The following is a 17,396-nucleotide window of genomic DNA, read 5'->3' as shown; positions in this document are numbered from 1 at the left end:
GGTGACCCCTTCCTAGAACGGGATGTCGTCGTCGGAGATGCCGCCGGCCCCGACCCGGGCGACCACCGCGAACGGGTCCGCGGCGTGCTGTGCGATCGAGCGCAGCGTCGAGGACGGCGGGGGACCGGCCTCCGCGGGCCGGGTCGCCCACGACGGGAACGGGAACTCGATGCACAGCGGCACCGGGATCTCTGGCTGCGACACGAACATGGTGCCGGGCTTGGCCAGCAGCGCCCGCTGGCGCTGCGCCGGCGGGAGGAAGCCGTACTCCGGCCGCGACGCCTCGGCCGGGTCGAGCCGCCCGACCACCCGGATCGCCGAGTTGGCCACGATGCGCCGCTCGACCTCGCTCGCCGTCTGCTGCGCGCCGATGAGCACCACGCCGAGGGAGCGGCCCCGCTCGGCGATGTCGAGCAGCACCTCCTTGATCGGGCTGGTGCCCTCGCGCGGCGCGTACTTGTTGAGCTCGTCGAGGACCACGAACAGCAGCGGCTTGGAGGTGCCGGCCTTCTCCTTACGCTCGAACTCGGTGCGCAGCGTCACGCCGACGACGAAGCGCTGCGCCCGGTCCGGCAGGTTGTGCAGGTCCACGACGGTGACCTGGGCCGACTCGGCGGTGTTGATCGCGTGCGGCTTGCGGGTGGCGAGGTCGCCGCGGATGAGCCGCGACAGGTCCTTCTTGCTGCCGATGAGCCGCCGCGCGAAGGCGTTGACGGTGCCGAGGCCGACGGCGCTGCCGGCCCACTGCCCGCGGGTGGCGTCGTCGTTGAGCTGCTCGACGAGGAAGTCGACGAGGTCGGCGTAGGAGTTCAGCCGCGTGCCGTCGACGGCCACGCCGCCCTCCGCGGGCTGCGCGATGCGCGCCAGGTGCGCGGTGACGGAGTGCACCACCATCGTGTACTGCTGGCGCTCGTCGTCGGCGTCGGCGAACACGTAGGGCAGCAGCCGGTCGGCGCAGAACTCGGCGAGGGTCCAGTAGAACGCGTCGACGCCGCTGAGCCGGCTGCTCACGTCCGGCGTGCCGGAGGAGTCGCCGGCGCGCGGCGGCGCGTAGACGCGCACGTCCGGGAACGGGCCCGCGACCAGGCCGAGCCGGGCGTAGGCGGCCTCGGTCGCCTGGTCGAGACGGCTGTTCGGGTGGTCGAGGAACAGCAGGTCCTCGCCCTTGACGTTGAAGATGAGCGCCCGGGTGTTGGCGGTCTCGCCGGCGCCGCCGAGGACGCCGGAGCGGAACACCGAGTACAGCAGGAACGTCGCGAAGCTCGTCTTCGTCGCCACGCCGGAGATGCCGGAGATCGACACGTGCGCGCCGCGGGAGCCGTCGAGGAAGTCGGCGTTGAGGAACATCGGCGCGCCGTCGCGGCCGAAGCCCATCGGGATCGTGCGGTCCATCCGGTCGAAGTACAGCGCGCCGGCTCGCGCGTCGCCCTGCGCCCGGTGCACCAGGGCGCCCGGGGTCGGCGGGACGTACACCTCCGGATCGACCCGCGTCGTGGTGATCTCGGCGGCCTCCTGGATCGTCGCGGGCAGCGTGCCGTCGGCGACGAGGAACACGTCGGAGTCGAACACGACCCCCTCGTGCCGCGCCCGCACCGCGGTCACCACCCCGGCGATCGTCACCGGGTCGTGCTGCGGGAGGTCACGCTCCGTGACGACGACGTCGTCGAGCTGGAGGTAGGCGCCGTCCTCCACCGCGACCCAGAAGGTCAGCGGGGTGGCGTCGGCGGTGCCGAGCACGCGCCCGACGACGGGCCCGCCCGGTGTCGGCGCGGATTCGTCCTCCATGGTGTTCGACCCCCAGTACATGTGTTCGCCTGTGCATCGTGCCCCAACACGGCCCGCGGGTCGAAGGCACCACGCCCGAGGGGATGGTTGAGTGTCCGATTCACGGTTACAAACCCGCGCAAATCCGGGCGGAGCGCCGCGCTGTCCACAGGCTGCCCGCGGGTTTTCCACAGGGCTGTGGACGTGGCTGTGGATTTGGGGTTTACCTGGTGTACCGCAGGAGTAACAGACCCTCGGCGAGCAATGCGTGACGCAGCGTGAGCTTCTCGGGGGTCTCGATCGGCGGGCCGGACGTGATGCGCCCGGCGCCGGGCCCGGCCAGCAGCGGTGAGACGGTCAGGCACAGCTCGTCCACCAGGCCGGCCGCGGTGAGCGAGCCGAACAGCTGCGGCCCGCCTTCGCTGAGGAGCTGCCGGAGCCCGCGTGCGCGCAGCTCGTCGAGGGCGGCCGGCAGGTCGACGGTGTCGTCACCGGCGGCGACGATCTCGGCGACCTCGGCGAGGCGGCCCGGGTCGGTGCCGCGGCGGGTGACGACGATCGGCCGGACGGGCGCGCCGGCGAGCGCGCGGTGTCCCGGGTCGAGGTTGGCGCGGGCGGAGACGATCACCAGGGTCGGGTACTCGGGCAGGCCGGCCGCGAGCCGCCAGGCCCGTCGGTTCTCGTCGAGCCGCAGCGCGTGGTACTCCTCGTCGCGCACGGTGCCGGCCCCGACCACGAGGGCGTCGCACATCATGCGCAGCAGCCCGAAGACGCGCTTGTCGGCGGGCCCGGACAGCGGCTCGCTCTTGCCCCCGACGTGCCCGGCGCCGTCGAGGCTGGACACGAAGTTGAGCCGCAGCCACGGTTGGTCCGGGGGCCGGTAGAGCTCGATGAGGTCGGGAGCGTCGCCGGGGACGGGCCACAGTTGCTGCACCCGACGACCCTACTCGCCGGCCCCTCTCTGACCGGCCAGTTGGCCGCCGGACCATGGGTCGCCGAGCCATTGGCAGCCCGGGATCGTGTCGGCTCCGCACTTGCTCGGGGCGACTTTGCTCGCTGCGAGCCCTGCTCGCCGGGACCTAGCTCGGCGGGGCCTTGCCCGCTGGGACTTTGCTCGTCAGGAACTTGCCCGGCGGGACTTTGCTCGCTGCGAGCCCTGCTCGCCAGGAAACTTGCTCAGCTGGACTTACCCAGCGGGACTTGCTCCCGGCCGGAGGCTATTCGCCGGGCGGCCCGGTGACCGGGGGCGTCGGTTGCGGCGTGCGGTGCTGGCAGTCGCACCAGTTGCTTCCGCGGCACTTGTCGTGCTGCTTGTCGCGGCAGGCCTGACAGATCACCGCTCCAGTGTGGCCTCTGCAACCGCCGTCGCGGCCAAGTTGATCGCGGTTTCCTGCGAACACCTTGCGCACCGGGCAATCGCCGTTGCAGCGGCGGCCTCTCTGAACCTCGCAGCGCAAGGCGAATGCGCCTGGCGCAAGCGTGATGCGTCCCAGCCACGAAATACGCGGTCCACTGCAAATTGGATCCGCATGATGCAAGCGGCGCAACGATGTGAGCGGTGCCAGCGCGACGCGAGCAATGCAGGTGCGATGCGGAGTGAGGCGAGGGGAAGCGCCGGGCGGATGCGTGATGCCGGCGGGCGCGAGAGACGTGACGTCAGAGGGTGCAGGAAAAGTGAGGTCGGAGGGTGCAAGAGAGTGCGTGCGGGGTGACCCGGTGCGGGTGGGGAAGGTCCGCGTGGGAGGGCGGTGCGGGAGTGGGGGTTGAGAAGGGCTTTCGAGGTTCGGGGTGCGCGGTGGGCCGTAGGCGGCCGACAATGGCTCCACCATGGCTCGCATGATCTTTCAGCTGCGCGTCGCGCTCGACGGGGTTGAGCCTGTCGTGTGGCGGCGCGTCCTTGTGCCTGGCGGGTTCACGCTTGATCGGCTGCATCGGGTGGTGCAGTTCGCGATGGGGTGGCGGGATCGGCATCTGCATGTGTTCGACGTCGACGGGGTGCAGTACGGGGTGCCGGATCCGGACGGGCTGCTCGAGGTGCGGGACGAGCTTGATGTGCGGCTCGATGCCGTGGCCGGGAAAGGGGTGCGGCTGCGGTACACGTACGACTTCGGGGACTGGTGGGAGCACGAGATCAGCGTTGAGGACGTTGTGCCGGCCGATCCCGATACGCGCTATCCGATGTGTATCGCGGGGGAGAGGGCCTGTCCGCCGGACGACGTCGGCGGGCCCGGTGGGTATCGGGAGTTCCTTGCGGCGTATGGGGATCCGGGCCATCCCGATCACGCTGCCATGCGGGCCTGGCTCGGGCGGGAGTTCGATCCGGCGGCGTTCGACCCGGAGCCGGCCAGCACGCTGCTGCGGCGGATGACCTGACAAGACGGACGACCCGACGCCGTGTCCGACCAGCGCGGCGCCTGACCGGCGCGGTGCCCGACCCGCGCCGCGCAACCGGCGCGGTGCCCGACGTGCGCGCCGCTCAACTGGCGCGGGTGCCTGACGTATGTGCCGCGCACCGGTGTGGCGTCTGACCCGCGGCGCTCGACCGGCACGGCGCTCAACCAGCACGGTGCTCGACCAGCGCGGTGCCTGACGCACGCGGTGCTCGACCGGCGCGGTGCCTCACGCACGCGACGCTCAACCAACGCGGTGGCTGACCCACGCGACGCTGACCAACGCGGTGCCTGACCAAACCTGTGCTTGTCTCGCCGCGGCGGCTGGCCCGATGACGGCGGAGAGTGTCGCCGGGCGGGCGGAGAGGGCATCTAGTTCGGCCCCGAACGACGACTGAAATCGATGCCACGAATCGATGGCCGTGTAAGTTTCCGGCGCGTGAATACATTCATGTAATTCGATTGCTACGCGATGCGGGGCAGGCGGGCGTCAATGTTACCGTGCGTGGCGGGGCAAAAGGGACATTGCGCGATATAGACGGACCAAAACCCGCGTAGAAATCTTGCGGTAACGAAATGGGAACGCTCCCATTGCCCCATTGACACGTCGGCGTTCGCGGTTCAGTCTCATGGGAGCGCTCCCGCGGCTGTGGCCGGTGACACACCCCGCAGCCGCGGGGGGCATCAACTCGCATGTCCGCCATACCCCGGCGGGGCTTCACCCTGCCCGCCGCAGCACGCATCAACACCGCACCGGATGAACACCGCAAAGCAATCAACACCCGAACGCATCAACACCCCGCACCGCACCCACACCACACACCCATCACGACCTGAGAGAGGGGTCAGGATGAGCTTCACCTCGCGCCGCATGCGATCCGTCGCCGCGGCCGCGCTGACCGTCGGGCTCGCCCTCGGCATCGGCGCCTGCAGTGCCAAGAAGGACAATGCCGGCTCGGACAACAGCACGGCCGGCGGGCCGGTCACCATCTCGCTGTCCTACTTCGGCACCCCGGGCTTCACCCAGGCCGTCAAGGACTTCGAGGCCGCGAACCCGAACATCAAGGTCGACGTCAAGAACGAGGGCCAGACCAAGGACTTCGTGCCGAAGCTCGCCCAGCAGATCTCGGCCGGCAGCGGCGCGAGCGACGTGGTCATGCTCGAAGAGGGCATGCTGCTGCAGTACCTGAAGGACAACAAGGGCTTCGCCAACCTGCTCGACCTCGGCGCCTCGTCGCTGGAGAGCGAGTACCTGTCGTTCAAGTGGAAGAACGCGTTCACCGCGGACGGCAAGAAGCTCGTCGGCCTCGGCACCGACGTCGGCCCGCTGGCCATGTGCTACCGCACCGACCTGTTCCAGAAGGCCGGCCTGCCCACCAACCGCGACGAGGTCAGCAAGCTCTGGCCGACGTGGGAGGACTACATCAAGCAGGGCGAGACCTTCAAGTCGAAGAACACGGGCGCGGCCTGGATCGACTCGGCGACCTCGATCATGCAGCCGTACATCATGCAGAACGGCGACACCTGGTTCTACGACAAGAGCGACAAGTACATCGGTGACACCAACCCGGTCGTCAAGAAGGCCTACGACCTGGGCATGGACCTGGCCAGCAAGGGCCTGACCGCGAAGCTGGCCCGCTGGCAGGCGGACTGGGACGCCGCGTTCAAGAACGCCGCGTTCGCGACCGTGCCGTGCCCGCCGTGGTACACCGGCGTCATCAAGGAGCGCGCCGGCGACGGCGGCAAGAACAAGTGGGACATCGCCACCATCCCCGGCAAGGGCGGTAACTGGGGCGGTTCCTACCTCGCCGTCCCGGAGCAGAGCAAGAACAAGAAGGCCGCGTTCGAGCTCATCAAGTTCCTGACCGGCAAGCAGGGTGGCATCGACGCCTTCAAGGAGGCCGGCCCGCTGCCGTCGTCCGTGTCGGCGCTGTCCGACCCGGCCGTTGCCGACGCGACGAACGACTACTTCAACAACGCCCCGGTCGGCAAGATCTACGCCGGTGCCGCGAAGGACCTCAAGCCGATCTACCTGGGCCCGAAGCACCAGGCCCTGTGGGAGAACGCCTTCGAGCCGGCCATGCAGGCCGCCGAGCAGGGCAAGCTCTCGGCCCAGGCGGGCTGGGACAAGGCCATCAAGGACAGCAAGGCGCTGGCCGAGGGCTGATCGGTAACCGATCGACACCGGGCGGAGGTGGCGTTTCGCGCCACCTCCGCTCGCTAGCGACCGGCGAAGCCGACCGGCGAAAGCCGGGCTAGCGACCGGCGAAGCCGCGCTGGCGACCGGAGACCGCAGTGGCGACCGGGAAGCGCAGTGGCGACCGGGAACCGCATTGCTACGGAAGAAGGACCACCACCATGACCACCAACGTCGAGGTCGCCGGGCCTCGTCACGGGCGAAAGGACCCGGTGACGCCGCCGAGGCGGCGCTCCTTGCGTCTCGGCCGGCTGGACCTCAAGATCTCCCCGTACCTGTTCGTCGCGCCGTTCTTCCTGCTCTTCGCGGTGTTCGGCGCGTACCCGCTGGTCTACACGGCCGTGCTGTCGTTGCGCAAGAACACGCTGACCGGCGGCGACGCGGGGTACGTCGGCTTCGAGAACTACTCGAAGGTGCTGCACGACGAGCACTTCTGGAAGGTCCTCGGCAACACCTTCGGGCTGTTCGTCGTCGCCACCGTGCCGCAGCTGATCCTGGCCCTGATGATCGCCAGCTGGCTGAACAAGAAGATGCGCGCCCGCACCGCGATCCGCATGGGCGTGCTGATCCCGAACATCACCTCGGTCGCCGCCGTCGGCATCGTCTTCGGCCTCATCTTCGCCGACCGCTACGGCCTGGCGAACTGGGTGCTGCAGAGCATCGGCCTCAACGCGGTCGAGTGGCGCAACCACCAGTGGTCGTCCTGGACCGCCATCGCCTTCATGGTCGACTGGCGCTGGACCGGCTACAACGCGCTGATCTACCTCGCCGCCATGCAGGCGATCCCGAAGGAGCTCTACGAGTCCGCCTCGCTGGACGGGGCGTCGGCCTTCCGCCGGTTCTGGCGGATCACGGTACCGCTGATCCAGCCCACGATCCTCTTCACCGTGATCATCTCGACCATCGGGGGCATGCAGCTGTTCACCGAACCGCTGCTGTTCAACTACGGCCGGATCCAGGGCGGCTCGCTCAACGAGTTCCAGACCGTGGCGATGTACATCTACGAGACCACGTTCATGAACAACTTCAACGTGGGCAAGGGCGCCGCGATCTCGTGGCTGCTGTTCCTCATCATCCTGATCTTCGCGCTGGTGAACTTCCTGCTGGTGCGCCGCTCGGTTCGGGGGCAGACCTCATGAGCACCATGACCCGGACCGCACCGCCCCGGCCCGCGCCGGGCTCGTCGAAGAAGCCCGGCAGGGTCCGCAGCGCCTCCGCGGCGCTGTGGGAGGCCAGCCCGCTGACGTACCTGGGACTGATCATCACGATCGTCCTGTCGATCTTCCCGATCGTGTGGTCGTTCATCGTTGCCTCGCGCGACAACTCCGCGGTGACGGCGATCCCGCCGCCGCTGACCCCCGGGCCGAACTTCTTCTCCAACGCCTCCCGCGTGCTGGAGAACACCGACGCCAACTTCGTCTACGGCCTGGTCAACTCGGCCATCGTCTCGGGCTGCGTCACGCTGTCGGTGGTGTTCTTCTCCACCCTGGCCGGCTTCGCGTTCGCCAAGCTGAGGTTCAAGGGCAAGAACGCGCTGCTGCTGATCATCATCATGACGATGATGATCCCGACGCAGGTCAACATCATCCCGTTGTACCTGCTCATGGTGAAGCTAGACTGGACTAACACGCTGCAGGCGGTCATCGTGCCCTTCCTGGTCAAGGGCTTCGGCGTGTTCATGATCCGGCAGTACGCCGAGTCCGCGATCAGCGACGAGCTGATCGAGGCGGCCCGCATGGACGGCGCCTCCACCTGGCGGACGTACTGGAGCGTCGTGCTCCCGGCGCTGCGCCCGGCGGCGGCCGTTCTCGGCCTGCTGACGTTCATGGAGACGTGGAACGACTTCCTGTGGCCCTACGTGGTGCTCAACGGTGACACGCCGACCGTGCAGGTTTCGCTGAACATTTTGGCGACCGGTTACTACAAGACCGACTACGTGCAAGTCTTTACCGGGACAGCCCTGGCGATCGTGCCGCTGCTCATCGTGTTCATCGCATTCGGCCGCCAGATCATCGGCGGCATCATGGAAGGTTCGGTCAAGGCGTGACCATCATCGACCCGCTGACGTTCCCACCCGGATTCCTGTGGGGGGCGGCGACCGCGTCGTACCAGATCGAAGGGGCGGTGGCCGAGGACGGCCGCACCCCGTCCATCTGGGACACGTTCAGCCACACCCCCGGGCGCACCAGAGGTGGCGACACCGGCGACGAAGCGTGCGACCACTACCACCGCTATCGCGAGGATGTCGCGCTGATGCGGGACCTGGGCCTGCGGGCCTACCGGTTCTCCATCGCGTGGCCCCGCGTGCAGCCGGGCGGCAGCGGGCCGATGAATGCCAAGGGCCTGGACTTCTACCAGCGGCTCGTCGACGAGCTGCTGGAGCGGGACATCCGGCCGTGGGTCACGCTGTACCACTGGGACCTGCCGCAGGAGCTCGAGGACGCCGGCGGCTGGCCCGCCCGCGACACCGCCGCCCGGTTCGCCGAGTACGCCGCGCTGGTGCACGGCGCGCTCGGCGACCGGGTGCGGAACTGGACCACGTTCAACGAGCCCTGGTGCTCGGCCTTCCTCGGCTACGCCTCCGGCGTGCACGCACCGGGCCGCCAGCACGCACCGGACGCGTTCGCCGCGATGCACCACCTGCTGCTCGGCCACGGCCAGGCGGTGGAGGCGATCCGGGCGGCGGACTCGCAGGCGCAGCTGGGCATCACGCTCAACCTCTACGCGATCTCGCCCGCCGACCCGGCCGCCGAGGGCGACCTGGAGGCCGCCCGGCGCATCGACGGCCTGGCGAACCGGATCTTCCTCGATCCGGTCCTGCGCGGCGAGTACCCCGAGGACGTCCGGCGCGACGTCGCCGGCGTCACCGACTTCGGCTTCGTGCACGACAGCGACCTCAAGACCATCTCCGCGCCGCTGGACCTGCTCGGGATCAACTACTACAGCCGGCACGTCGTCGCCGCGCCCGACCCGCAAGCGCCGGCCGAGCCCTACTGGCGGGCGCCCACGTCGTGGCCGGGCAGCGAGGACGTGCGCTTCCTCAAGCGCCCCGGCGTGCCGGTCACCGACATGGACTGGGAGGTCGACGCGCCCGGGCTCACCGAGACGCTGGTCCGCGTCGCGCAGGAGTACCCGCCCGTCCCGCTCTACATCACCGAGAACGGTGCGGCCTACGTCGACTCCCGCGGTACCGACGGGGAAATCCATGATGCCGACCGCGTCGCCTACTTCGACGCCCACTTCCGGGCCTGCCTGGCCGCGATCGAGCAGGGCGCGCCGCTGCGCGGCTACTTCGCCTGGTCGCTGCTGGACAACTTCGAGTGGGCGTGGGGCTACACCAAGCGCTTCGGCCTAGTGGCCGTGGACTATCACACCCAGCAGCGCATCGTGAAGGCCAGCGGTCATCGCTACCGCGAGGTCATCGAGCGCAACGGCCTGGCCGAGTAGCGTGCACCGCCCGACACTTGACGAGGTCGCTGCCCTGGCCGGTGTCGGGCGCGGCACCGTTTCCCGGGTCATCAACGGCTCGCCGCAGGTGAGCCCGGAGGCGCGGGCCGCGGTGCGCAAGGCGATCGACGAGCTGGGCTACGTGCCCAACCGGGCCGCGCGGGCGCTGGTGACCCGCCGGACCGACTCGGTGGCGCTGGTCGTCTCCGAGTCCGAGGAGCGGGTCTTCGGCGAGCCGTTCTTCGCCGGGATCGTCCGCGGGGTCAGCTCGCACCTGGCCGACACCCAGATGCAGCTGTGGCTGGCGATGGCCCAGTCGACCGCCGAGCGGCAGCTGGTCGAGCGGCACCTGTCCGACCAGCACGTCGACGGGGTCCTGCTGCTCTCCCTGCACGACGACGACCCGCTGCCCGGCCTGCTGGCCGGCCGCGGCCTGCCGACGGTGCTGGGCGGGCGGCCGGCGCAGATGCTGGAGACCACCAACGGTGACGGCGTCGCGTTCGTCGACAACGACAACGAGGGCGGCGCCCGCATCGCCGTGCAGTACCTGCTCGACCTGGGGCGCCGCTGCGTCGCGGCGATCGCCGGCCCGCAGGACATGGGGGTCGGCAAGGCCCGCCTGCGCGGCTACCGTGAGGCGCTGCGCCTGGCGTCCCAGCCGTATCCCAACGGCGAACGACTCATCGCATACGGCGACTTCAGCGAGGCGAGCGGCGCCGAAGCGATGTACCGCCTGCTGCATCTCAACCCGGGCCTGGACGCGGTCTTCGCCGCCTCCGACCTGATGGCCGCGGGGGCCATCCGTGCGCTGCGCGAGCAGGGCCGGCAGATCCCCGAGGACGTCGCCGTGGTCGGCTTCGAGGACTCCACCGTGGCCCGGCAGACCCTGCCGCCGCTCACCACCGTGCACCAGTCGGTGGAGGGCATGGGTCGCGAGATGGCAAGGCTCCTGCTGGCCCGCATCGCCGGCGGGCCGGCCCACTCGACCGTGCTCGACACGCACCTCGTGGTGCGCGAGTCGGCCTGACCTGGCTGCAGGAACTGCGGCCGCTAGGAGGCACCCCGTGCGCTTCGGCCACTTCGACGACGAACGTCGCGAGTATGTGATCGACCGGCCCGACACCCCGCTGCCCTGGATCAACTACCTGGGCACCGAGGCGTACTTCGGCATCATCTCCAACACCGCCGGCGGCTACTCGTTCTACCGCGACGCGCGGCTGCGCCGGCTCACCCGCTACCGCTACAACAACGCCCCGTTCGACTTCGGCGGCCGCTACCTCTACCTGCGCGATCCGGGCACCGGCGAGTTCTGGTCGCCGACGTGGCAGCCGACGCAGCCGGAGCTGGACGAGTACGAGTGCCGGCACGGGATGTCCTACACGCAGATCGCCTCGTCCTACCGCAACATCAGGGCCCGGGTGTCGTACTTCGTGCCGCTGGGCGAGACGCTCGAGGTGTGGCGGCTGCGGCTGACCAACGAGCGCGCCGAGGCCGCGGAGCTGTCGGTGTTCTCCTCCGTCGAGTTCTGCCTCTGGGACGCCCAGGACGACGCCACCAACTTCCAGCGCAACTTCTCCACCGGCCAGGTCGAGGTCGTCGACGGCGTCATCTACCACAAGACGGAGTACCGCGAGCGGCGCGACCACTTCGCGTACTTCGCCTGCAGCGAGCCCCTCGCCGGCTTCGACACCGCCCGTGAGTCCTTCCTCGGCCCGTACCGCTCGTGGGACCGCCCGATCGCCGTGGAGCGCGGCAGCTCGTCGGACTCGGTCGCCCACGGCTGGCAGCCGCACGGCTCGCACCACGTGCGCATCGCCCTGCAACCGGGCGAGACCCGCGAGATCGGCTTCGTGCTCGGCTACTGGGAGAACCCGCGCGACGCCAAGTTCGACCCGCCCGGCTCGCAGACGATCAACAAGCACATGGTCCGCCCGGTCATCGCCCGCTGGCTGCGGCAGGACACGGTCGACGAGGGCTTCCGCGCGCTGCGCGAGCACTGGGACAACCTGCTCGGCGGCCTGCAGGTGAGCACGCCCGACGGCGAGACCGACCGCATGGTCAACATCTGGAACGCCTACCAGAACATGGTCACGTTCAACATGAGCCGCTCGACGTCGTTCTACGAGTCCGGCATCGGCCGGGGCATGGGCTTCCGCGACTCCAACCAGGACCTGCTCGGCTTCGTGCACATGATCCCGGAGCGGGCCAAGGAGCGGATCCTCGACATCGCCGCCACCCAGCTGGCCACCGGCGGGGCCTACCACCAGTACCAGCCGCTGACGAAGCGGGGCAACAACGACATCGGATCGGGCTTCAACGACGACCCGCTGTGGCTGATCCTCGGCGTGGCCGCGTACCTCAAGGAGACCGGCGACACGTCGATCCTCGAGGCGCTCGTGCCCTACGACAACGACCCCGGCACCGAGCAGCCGCTCTACGACCACCTGCAGCGATCCCTGCGGTACACCCTGGACCGCCTCGGCCCGCACGGCCTGCCGCTGATCGGGCGCGCCGATTGGAACGACTGCCTGAACCTCAACTGCTTCTCCGAGACGCCGGGCGAGCCGTTCCAGACGACCGAGAACGCCACCGGCGGCGTCGCCGAGTCGGTGTTCATCGCCGGGCAGTTCGTGCTGGCCGCGCGGGAGCTCGCCGGGATCGCCGCGCTCGTCGGGCGGCCCGGGCAGGAGTACCTCGACGCCGCCGAGAAGATGTCCGGCACCATCGCCGAGCACGGCTGGGACGGCGCGTGGTTCCGCCGGGCGTACGACTTCCACGGCAACGTCGTCGGCTCCGCCTCCAACGACGAGGGCCAGATCTTCATCGAGCCGCAGGGCATGTGCGTGATGGGCGGCGTCGGCGTCGAGGACGGCACGGCGGCCACGGCCCTGGCCAGCGTCCGCGAGCGCCTCGCCACCCCGCACGGGATCATCCTGCAGCAGCCGGCCTACAGCTCCTACCGCGTCGAGCTCGGCGAGATCTCCTCGTACCCGCCCGGGTACAAGGAGAACGCCGGCATCTTCTGCCACACCAACCCGTGGCTCATGATCGCCGAGGCGATCGTCGGCAACGGCGACGCCGCGTTCGACTACTACAAGCGGATCAACCCCGCCGCCCGTGAGGCGATCAGCGAGGTGCATCGGTGCGAGCCGTACGTGTACGCGCAGATGATCGCCGGGCGCGACGCGCCGACGCACGGCGAGGCGAAGAACTCGTGGCTGACCGGGACCGCGGCCTGGAACTACGCGGCGATCACCCAGTGGATCCTGGGCATCCGCCCGGAGCTGACCGGCCTGCGCGTCGCTCCCGTGATTCCGGCGGACTGGCCCGGGTTCACGGCGGTTCGCCGCTTCCGCGGTGCCACGTACCGCATCGAAGTTCGCCGCGGCGACGAGCGTTCCCTGACCGTCGACGGCGTCGCGGTCAGCCCGGATGCAGTCCTCCCGCTGGCCCAGGCCGGTACGGACGTTGAGGTGATCCTGACGGTTTCGTAAAAGAACTGAGGGGTCTTGAACAAGATTCGCCCCTCCCTCGGGTGGCCCGATGACGGGATGTGCGCACAATGGGGCGTGAACATCCCGTCCCCGGGCCGCCCGCGCTCCGCCGGCCGGCCCACGCTCGACGAGGTCGCGCTGCGCGCCGGAGTCGGGCGCGGCACCGTGTCGCGAGTGGTGAACGGCTCGCCCCAGGTCAGCCCCGAGGCCCGCGCCGCGGTGCAGAAGGCGATCGACGAGCTGGGGTACGTGCCCAACCGGGCGGCCCGCGCGCTCGTCACGCAGCGCACCGACTCTGTCGCGCTCGTGGTGTCGGAGTCGGAGGAGCGCGTCTTCGGCGAGCCCTTCTTCGCCGGCATCGTGCGCGGCATCAGCTCGGCCCTGGCCGGCACGCAGCTGCAGCTGTGGCTGGCGATGGCGCAGTCGCCGGCCGAGCGTGAGCGCGTCGAGCACCACCTGACCAACCAGCACGTCGACGGCGTGATGCTGCTGTCCCTGCACGACGCCGACCCGCTGCCGCTGCTGCTGGAGCGCCGCGGCCTGCCGGTCGTGCTCGGCGGCCGGCCGGCGCAGATGCTCGCCGACGACGAGCAGCTCAACTTCACCGCGCAGCTGTCGCAGCTGTCCTACGTCGACGCCGACAACGAGGGCGGCGCCCGCATCGCCGTCGGCCACCTGCTGGACCGCCAGCGCCGGCGCATCGCCGCGATCGCCGGCCCGCAGGACATGGCGGTGGGCGTCTCCCGCCTGACCGGCTACCGCGAGGCCCTCGAGCGCGCCGGGCTGGGCGTCGACGAGCGCCTCATCGCCTACGGCGACTTCTCCGAGGCCAGCGGCGAGCGCGCGGTCCACGACCTGCTCGAGGCCGACCCGGGCATCGACGCGGTGTTCGCCGCCTCCGACCTCATGGCCGTCGGCGCCCTGCGCGGGCTGCGCGACCTCGGCAAACGCGTCCCCGACGACGTGGCCCTGGTGGGTTTCGACGACGTGGCGATCGCCCGGCAGACCGACCCGCCGCTGACCACCGTCCACCAGCCGGTGGAGGCGATGGGCCGGGAGATGGCCCGGCTGCTCATCGCCCGCATCGGCGGGGCGGCCTCCTCGTCGGTGATGGTGGAGACCCATCTGGTGCGGCGCGCCTCCGCCTAGCGTGTCCGGCCTGGCGTTTGCCGTTTCTCCGTCGGGGGCATCCGGACTTCGGAGGAGGAGGTGGCAGGACGATGAGCGCACAGTGGACGAGACGCAGACACCACGCCGAGAGCGTGGCCGAAGAAGCCTGGGACCACGTGGTCGCGGCGCTGGACAACGCCAAGACGTTCGGCGGCACGGTCCGGGACCGGGCTTCCGACCTGGCCGGCGAGGCGTCGCAGCGCTACGGTTCGGCGTCGCACCGGGTCGGTGAGGCATCGAGCGAGGCGTGGCGGCGGGCGAACCTGGCCCTGGACGCGCTGTCGGGGCGCCGGCCGCGCAAGCCCTGGGGCTGGATCGCGGTGGCGGTGCTCGGCGGCGTGGCGGTGGGCTGGGCGGTGGCCGCGTCGGCGCCACGGGCCATCCAGGCCGCGACCGAGCGATTCGCGATCGAACCCGACGAGGCCGACGAGGTCGAGGAGCTACCGGCCTCGTACGGACCCAGCTGAGATCATTCCTCGCTACCGGTACATGATTGCGGCCGGCACCGTGCGGGTGCCGGCCGCGATACGTGCCGTGTGTCAGCTGTACTTGCGCAGCTCGCGTCGGGCCAGTGAGGCCTTGTGCACCTCGTCGGGCCCGTCGGCCAGGCGCAGCGTGCGGGCGTTCGACCACAGGGCCGCCAGGGGCGTGTCCTGGCTGACGCCCGCGGCGCCGTAGCCCTGGATCGCCTTGTCGATGACCCACTCGGCCATCGACGGCACGGCGATCTTGATGGCCTGGATCTCGGTGTGCGCGCCCTTATTGCCGACCGTGTCCATGAGCCACGCGGTCTTGAGGACCAGCAGGCGGGCCTGCTCGATGCGGACCCGCGACTCGGCGATCCAGTCCTGGATGACGCCCTGCTCGGCGAGGGGCCGGCCGAACGCCACCCGCTGGGAGACGCGCCCGCACAGCAGCTCCAGCGCCCGCTCGGCCATCCCGATGAGGCGCATGCAGTGGTGGATGCGCCCGGGGCCGAGGCGGGCCTGCGCGATCGCGAAGCCCTCGCCCTCGCCGGCGATGAGGGCGTCGGCCGGGACGCGGACGTCTTCGAAGACGACCTCCGCGTGGCCGCCGTGCGAGGCGTCGGTGTAGCCGAAGACGTGCATGCCGCGCCGCACGGTGATGCCGGGGGTGTCGCGCGGCACGCAGATCATGGACTGCTGCTGGTGGCGCGCGGCGGCCGGGTCGGTCTTGCCCATGACGATGAGGACGGCGCAGTTGGGGTTCATCGCGCCGGAGGACCACCACTTGCGGCCGTTGATGACGTACTCGTCGCCGTCGCGCTCGATGCGGGTGGCGATGTTCGTCGCGTCCGAGGAGGCGACGTCGGGCTCGGTCATGCAGAACGCGGAGCGGATCTGGCCCTCCAGCAGCGGCTTGAGCCAGCGGTCCTGCTGCTCGGGGGAGCCGAACTGGGCCAGGACCTCCATGTTGCCGGTGTCGGGTGCGGCGCAGTTGAGGGCCTCGGGCGCCAGGTGCGGGCTGTGGCCGGTGATCTCGGCCAGCGGCGCGTACTGCACGTTGGTCAGGCCGGCACCGTGCCGGGGGTCGGGCAGGAACAGGTTCCACAGGCCCCGCTCGCGCGCGGCGTGCTTGAGGTCCTCGATGACCGGGGGGCGCGCCCACGGGTCCTCGGCGGCGGCGAGCTGCGCCTCCAGGACGTGCTCCGCGGGGTACACCTCCTCGTCCATGAAGTCCGTGAGCTTCTCGTGCAGCTCGGCGGTGCGGTCGTCGAAACCGAAGTCCATCAGCTCTCTCCGTTGATCGCTGTTTCTTCGCTCATGGCGGTGATGCCGGCCTCGAACAGCGGCACGACGAGCTCGCCGATCTCGTCGAAGCCGGCACCGACGGTCTGCCCGTGCGTGTAGCGGTAGTGGATGCCCTCGAGCACGACGGCCAGCTTGTAGCAGGCCAGCCCGACGTACCAGTGCAGGTCGTCGCCGACCGGCGCGGAGCGGCCGTAGCGCTCCAGCAGCTCGGCGCCGCTGGGGAAGCCGGCGGCGGCGCCCAGGCCGTCGGCGACCGGGTTCCGGCCGGTCTTGATGGTGTCCAGCACGTTCCAGTACGCCAGCAGCAGCCCCAGGTCGGTGAGCGGGTCGCCGAGCGTGGCCATCTCCCAGTCCAGCACGGCGGCCACGCGCAATGTGTCCGGGTCGACGATGAGGTTGTCGAGGCGGTAGTCGCCGTGCACGATGCCGGTTCGCGCGGTGGCGGGGATGGCCGCGGCGAGCCGGTCGCGCAGCTCGTCGGCGGCCGGCAGCTCCCGGCTGCGGGACTTCTCCAGCTGGCCCGTCCACCGGCGGACCTGCCGCTCGAGGAAGCCCTCCGGCCGGCCGAACTCCGCCAGGCCGACCGCCGCCGGGTCGACGAGGTGCAGCTCGGCGAGAGTGTCCATCATCGCGAACGCGACCCGCCGCCGGTTGTCGTCGCCGAGCGCGTCGGTCTGGTCGCGATGGCGCAGCACGACGCCGGGCACCCGGGACATGAGGTAGAACGGCGCACCCAGCACGCTGTCGTCCTCGCACAGCAGCAGCGCCTCCGGTACCGGTACCGCGGTCGGCCCCAGCGCGGAGATCACCCGGAACTCGCGGGTCATGTCGTGCGCCGTGGCCAGGACGTGCCCGAGCGGCGGGCGGCGCAGGACGAAGACCTCGTTGAGGACGTACGTCAGGTTCGACCGGCCCCCGGCGATGAGCTCGGCGGTCAGCGGGCCGCCGACCAGGCCGGGGACCTTCTCGTCGAGATAGGTTTGCAGGCGGGTGAGATCGAGACCGGGCGGGGTGCTCATCCGGCCAGTCCATGGGTGAGACACATTCTCTGTCAAGCGCTCGCCTCCCACTTGGTGGCAAATGTCCCGTTTTCGTGGACACGAAACGTTCCGGCATCGACACCGCTGCGAAACGGCGCGGAAACTCGCGGTAGGCAACCTGT

General features: G+C 70.2%; 13 protein-coding genes. 9 read left to right on the top strand and 4 right to left on the bottom strand.

Features of this window, described 5'->3' with window-relative positions:
• Positions 1 to 12: 12 nt before the first annotated feature.
• Positions 13 to 1,785 carry an ATP-binding protein gene (locus ABD901_RS09060; RefSeq protein ID WP_345123255.1) on the bottom strand — a complete coding sequence of 591 codons (1,773 nt, stop codon included), beginning with the start codon at positions 1,783 to 1,785 and terminating at the stop codon, positions 13 to 15.
• Positions 1,786 to 1,987: 202 nt separating this feature from the next.
• The gene (locus tag ABD901_RS09055) at positions 1,988 to 2,698 is read right to left on the bottom strand and encodes a pyrimidine reductase family protein (RefSeq protein WP_380136521.1); all 711 of its coding nucleotides are present in this window, start codon (positions 2,696 to 2,698) and stop codon (positions 1,988 to 1,990) included.
• Positions 2,699 to 3,591: 893 nt separating this feature from the next.
• Between ABD901_RS09055 and ABD901_RS09050 the strand changes: the two genes are divergently transcribed.
• The 9 genes from ABD901_RS09050 to ABD901_RS09010 all read left to right on the top strand — a co-directional run bounded on the left by ABD901_RS09050 (position 3,592) and on the right by ABD901_RS09010 (position 14,929).
• Positions 3,592 to 4,137 carry a plasmid pRiA4b ORF-3 family protein gene (locus tag ABD901_RS09050; protein WP_345123253.1) on the top strand — a complete coding sequence of 182 codons (546 nt, stop codon included), beginning with the start codon at positions 3,592 to 3,594 and terminating at the stop codon, positions 4,135 to 4,137.
• Positions 4,138 to 5,004: 867 nt separating this feature from the next.
• Positions 5,005 to 6,321 (top strand): ABC transporter substrate-binding protein, encoded by a 1,317-nt coding sequence (locus ABD901_RS09045; protein ID WP_345123251.1) that lies wholly within the window; start codon positions 5,005 to 5,007, stop codon positions 6,319 to 6,321.
• 191 nt (positions 6,322 to 6,512) lie between these two features.
• On the top strand, positions 6,513 to 7,490 hold the full coding sequence (locus ABD901_RS09040) for a carbohydrate ABC transporter permease (RefSeq protein ID WP_345123249.1): 978 nt from the start codon (positions 6,513 to 6,515) through the stop codon (positions 7,488 to 7,490).
• Between the two features lie 5 nt (positions 7,491 to 7,495).
• Positions 7,496 to 8,398, top strand: coding sequence for a carbohydrate ABC transporter permease (locus ABD901_RS09035; RefSeq protein ID WP_345123588.1), 903 nt, complete (start codon positions 7,496 to 7,498; stop codon positions 8,396 to 8,398).
• The gene (locus ABD901_RS09030; RefSeq protein WP_345123247.1) at positions 8,395 to 9,798 is read left to right on the top strand and encodes a GH1 family beta-glucosidase; all 1,404 of its coding nucleotides are present in this window, start codon (positions 8,395 to 8,397) and stop codon (positions 9,796 to 9,798) included. The genes ABD901_RS09035 and ABD901_RS09030 overlap by 4 nt, the downstream gene beginning before the upstream one ends.
• Positions 9,755 to 10,825, top strand: coding sequence for a LacI family DNA-binding transcriptional regulator (locus tag ABD901_RS09025; protein ID WP_345123586.1), 1,071 nt, complete (start codon positions 9,755 to 9,757; stop codon positions 10,823 to 10,825). Before ABD901_RS09030 ends, ABD901_RS09025 begins: the two co-directional genes overlap by 44 nt.
• 37 nt (positions 10,826 to 10,862) lie before the next feature.
• Positions 10,863 to 13,292, top strand: coding sequence for a glycoside hydrolase family 94 protein (locus ABD901_RS09020; protein ID WP_345123245.1), 2,430 nt, complete (start codon positions 10,863 to 10,865; stop codon positions 13,290 to 13,292).
• Positions 13,293 to 13,373: 81 nt separating this feature from the next.
• Positions 13,374 to 14,441 (top strand): LacI family DNA-binding transcriptional regulator, encoded by a 1,068-nt coding sequence (locus tag ABD901_RS09015; protein WP_345123585.1) that lies wholly within the window; start codon positions 13,374 to 13,376, stop codon positions 14,439 to 14,441.
• 71 nt (positions 14,442 to 14,512) lie between these two features.
• Positions 14,513 to 14,929, top strand: coding sequence for a hypothetical protein (locus ABD901_RS09010; protein ID WP_345123243.1), 417 nt, complete (start codon positions 14,513 to 14,515; stop codon positions 14,927 to 14,929).
• Positions 14,930 to 15,001: 72 nt separating this feature from the next.
• On the opposite strand, the gene ABD901_RS09005 is transcribed toward ABD901_RS09010, so the two are convergent.
• Positions 15,002 to 16,213, bottom strand: coding sequence for an acyl-CoA dehydrogenase family protein (locus tag ABD901_RS09005; protein ID WP_345123241.1), 1,212 nt, complete (start codon positions 16,211 to 16,213; stop codon positions 15,002 to 15,004).
• Positions 16,213 to 17,253: a phosphotransferase family protein gene (locus ABD901_RS09000; protein WP_345123239.1), complete on the bottom strand. Its 1,041-nt coding sequence runs from the start codon at positions 17,251 to 17,253 to the stop codon at positions 16,213 to 16,215. Before ABD901_RS09000 ends, ABD901_RS09005 begins: the two co-directional genes overlap by 1 nt.
• Positions 17,254 to 17,396: the final 143 nt, after the last annotated feature.

Origin of the sequence: Dactylosporangium darangshiense (genome assembly GCF_039537565.1) — a bacterium.
GTDB classification, from domain to species: Bacteria; Actinomycetota; Actinomycetes; order Mycobacteriales; family Micromonosporaceae; genus Dactylosporangium; species Dactylosporangium darangshiense.
This window is presented reverse-complemented; position numbering and strand designations above follow the sequence as displayed.